Annotated in this window: 3 protein-coding genes and 1 pseudogene; 3 read left to right on the plus strand and 1 reads right to left on the minus strand. The window is 57.1% G+C overall.

Annotated elements, in window-relative coordinates:
* Nucleotides 1-347: 347 nt before the first annotated feature.
* A complete protein-coding gene (locus ASC90_RS07200; protein WP_056537519.1) occupies nucleotides 348-1,148 on the minus strand; it encodes an acetoacetate decarboxylase family protein in 801 nt (266 codons plus the stop codon).
* A gap of 416 nt (nucleotides 1,149-1,564) precedes the next feature.
* Between ASC90_RS07200 and ASC90_RS29700 the strand changes: the two are divergent.
* The 3 genes and pseudogenes from ASC90_RS29700 to ASC90_RS07210 all read left to right on the plus strand — a co-directional run.
* Nucleotides 1,565-1,666, plus strand: a pseudogene (locus ASC90_RS29700) (IS66 family insertion sequence element accessory protein TnpB); the annotation flags it as partial.
* Nucleotides 1,659-2,012, plus strand: coding sequence for an IS66 family insertion sequence element accessory protein TnpB (tnpB, locus tag ASC90_RS07205; protein ID WP_056537524.1), 354 nt, complete (start codon nucleotides 1,659-1,661; stop codon nucleotides 2,010-2,012). The pseudogene ASC90_RS29700 and the gene tnpB, both read left to right, overlap by 8 nt.
* A gap of 53 nt (nucleotides 2,013-2,065) precedes the next feature.
* The coding region (locus ASC90_RS07210; RefSeq protein WP_244480337.1) for an IS66 family transposase at nucleotides 2,066-3,251 on the plus strand (1,186 nt) is incomplete at its 3' end.

The raw sequence follows: 3,251 nt of genomic DNA on the forward strand, positions 1-3,251 counted from the left end.
ACCCCAAGAATGGAACGACTTCCTAGACAGCTTTGTTGACAACGAGCTGCTCGTCGCTCGCATCAAAGCCAAATCTACGCGGTAGCAATCGGGCGGTTACTACTGATTGAGGAAAATCGCTAGAGCTGCGGCCAAAGCGACCACCAGCACCGCGAACGCATATGGAGCAGCGCTGTCTAGTCTTACTCTGATTGCTTTTCGCGCTTTCAAATTCGACGACATGGAACATCCCCGCAACAAGATTCAACTATGTGGGTTCGCTGGACCACATTCCGCCGCTCAACAGAGCGAGCCTCTGCCATGTAACCGCACAGCTCGGATGGCTATACGCGCTGTCTCGCCGCCGGTTAGCCGACAAGGTTTTTTAGAATCGGAAGATCCGTAACGGAGTAGGCCATGCCGAATCGATATCCCCGGCCTACCTCTCGTGGCGCTAGTGAGTGCATATCTTCGCCTTGAACTTCGGGAATCGTCAGTTCCGCAGAACCTGCCCAGAAATCAGCAAAGGTGAGATTATCCATGAGAGACAAAGTTAGCTCGTCGACAGCGGGTTTGTCTTGGCGACCGGCGGATAGTGTGGGGAAATACCTACGAATGGTGGTGGGGCGGCTAAAAACCGTCGCGGGATCCTCAATTTTCTTCTCAAGCTGAATTCGTGCAGTGGCCATTCGTTCGCCATGGGCGGCTACACTTGCACCGAAGCGGCTTCCTTCTGTGAGCGGGCATGCCGCTGCGCTGGGGGCGGAAAAACTTCGCGTTTGAAAGATACTGCCAAGTTTTTTTGGGTAGCCCTGGATCCATCCTCTGGCGATAGCAGCGTCGTTGTCGACAAAAATGTAAGGGCAAAAGTTGACAGGTCGGCCTTCAAGACGCGCTTCAACCAGGATGAATGCTTCCCGATATTGATATCGTGCGGGATCGGTGTGCTCGTCGTTCGACCCCGTGAATTGCCAGTCGAGGAACCAGAAGAACGCGCGACCAGCAGCGTGATCGTCCGGGCTCAGGCCCGGTGGCAGGACGGCCGCGACGGAAGCTGGGTCGGCCCAGTATTCGACGGCAATGCAGTCACTGGAGTAATGCCAAGGAGGTGAGGGAGTTGCCGAAGATTTGCCCTGTGGTGTGAGCGGTACCGAATATCCTTTGAGCATCTCGTGGGTTCTCCATTCAAGGGCGAGAGGCTTAGAGCATTCCAAGCGTCCCCGTCCCTCGAATGGACCACACTCATGCCCCGTGATTCGAGTTGAAACTTGTGAAACGTTGTGAAGGAGGGCATTCAGACCGCTCAACGACTGGCGAGCATAGACTGAATGTAAGCGCGAATTTCTATGCGCCTTCTGAGGCGCAGTGCTCTGATGCATGAAGTGTCCACCAAAAATAGGTGGACACCAAATCATGGACTATGCTCCTAAACTGNAAGGTGAATTGAACGCCAGTTAGCGCGATGGTCGGGCCGATCGCATTGCGCAGTGCCTTCGTTCCAGTTCAGATTGCTCCAGCTATGCGGCCGGGTTCTGGCGGCGATTTGCTGACGAAGAGCGTGGCGGTGGGCAAGCCGTGTCATGCATCCAAGGTGAGCGCACTCCTACCCAACGGGATCAGCCTGACCGTTGAGTGCGGCGATGAGAGTGGACTGATCGCAATCATAGGAGCGTTGGGTCATGTTTAGACTGGGCGCTGATCTGAAGGTCTACCTGCATCGAGAGCCCATCGACTTCCGGGCCGGCATCAACAGCCTTGCGGTCCTGGTCCAGGAGACGATGGCCTTGGACCCGTTTGCTCCCGCAGTTTTTGCCTTCTGCAATCGTCGCCGTGACCGGGTGAAGCTGCTGTTCTTCGACCGCTCGGGCTTTGTGTTGATCCTGAAGCGGTTGACGGAAGACAAGTTCCGATGGCCGCGCCGAGAGGTGGCGGTGGTTACACTGACGACCGAGCAGCTCCACTGGATTCTCGACGGGATTGATATCGACGCGATGATCCGTCATCCGGTGCGGCAATATCAGATCGCCGGTTGAAGGCGGCGAATTGAACTGTTGACGCAACGGGGCGGTTCAGATTCAAAACTGGGATGACCCGAACCGGCGAACCGAGCGTTGCAGAACTGATGGCGCAGTTGGCGGCAAATGCTGCCGAAATCGCTGCGCTCAAGGCTGAGAAGGAAGCGCTGTCACGGCGGGTCGTCAAGCTGGAAGAAGAACTGGCGCTCGCAAGGTTGCATCGATTTGCGCCGCGCAGCGAAAAGCACATTGACCGTCTCTTCAATGAGGCCGAAGAGGCTGCGGTCGAGGATCACAGCGAGGAAGGCGATGTTATCGAGCTTCCGGACACTGGCCTGCCAGCGATAGAGGGTCAGACGGGAAAGAAGCGTGGACGCAGACCTCTGCCGGCAGACCTGCCGCGCGAGCGTGTTGAATACGACCTTGCTGACGATGAGAAGGCCTGTCCGTGCTGCAACAGCCAAATGCATCGCATGGGCGAGGCTGTTACCGAGCAGCTCCATATCGAGGTCAAGGCAAAGGTCCTGCAGAATGTGCGGTTCAAGTACGCTTGCCGTCATTGCGACCGCACTGGGATCAACACACCGGTGGTGATCGCGCCTATGCCGAAGCAGCCCCTGCCAGGTAGCATCGCTAGCGCCTCGACGCTTGCCTTCGCCCTTGTGCATAAATACGTCGACGGCACACCGCTCTACCGCGTGGCGCAAACATTCGAGCGAGCCGGCGTACCGATCAGCAGGGGTGCTCTTGCTCACTGGGTGATCGGTTCAAGCGAGAAGCATTTGCATCGTATCTACGATGCGCTGAGGCTGAAGCTTCAGTCGCAGCCTCTCATTCATGGCGATGAGACGACGGTTCAGGTGCTGAAGGAAAAGAACAAGGAAGCCACCAGCACGTCTTACATGTGGGCGTACCGCAGCAGCGAGGACAGTGACGAGCCAATCGTGCTTCTCGACTATCAACCGGGCCGCGGTCAGGTCCACCCTCAGACCTTTCTCGGCGACTACCGCGGCATATTGGTGAGCGATGGCTACACAGCCTGGCGCACATTGCATGGCGCAACCCATGTCGGATGCATGGCTCATTCACGGCGGCGCTTTGTCGAGGCTCTCAAAACCAGGAAGAATGGAGGCGGACCGCCGGAGCAGGCGCTCCGGTTCTTCGAGCAGCTCTATCGGATCGAAAAGCAGGCACGAGAGAGCAAGCCCAACATCGGTGAAACGCAGGCCGATTGCGTTCGCCGTTTCCGGCAACAGC

It is taken from the genome of Rhizobium sp. Root1220, assembly GCF_001426265.1.
Taxonomy (GTDB): domain Bacteria; phylum Pseudomonadota; class Alphaproteobacteria; order Rhizobiales; family Rhizobiaceae; genus Rhizobium.

Coding starts and splice junctions, on each gene's coding strand:
- ASC90_RS07200 (WP_056537519.1), bottom strand. CDS start 1,148: ATGCTCAAAGGATATTCGGTACCGCTCACACCACAGGGCAAATCTTCG.
- tnpB (WP_056537524.1), top strand. CDS start 1,659: ATGTTTAGACTGGGCGCTGATCTGAAGGTCTACCTGCATCGAGAGCCC.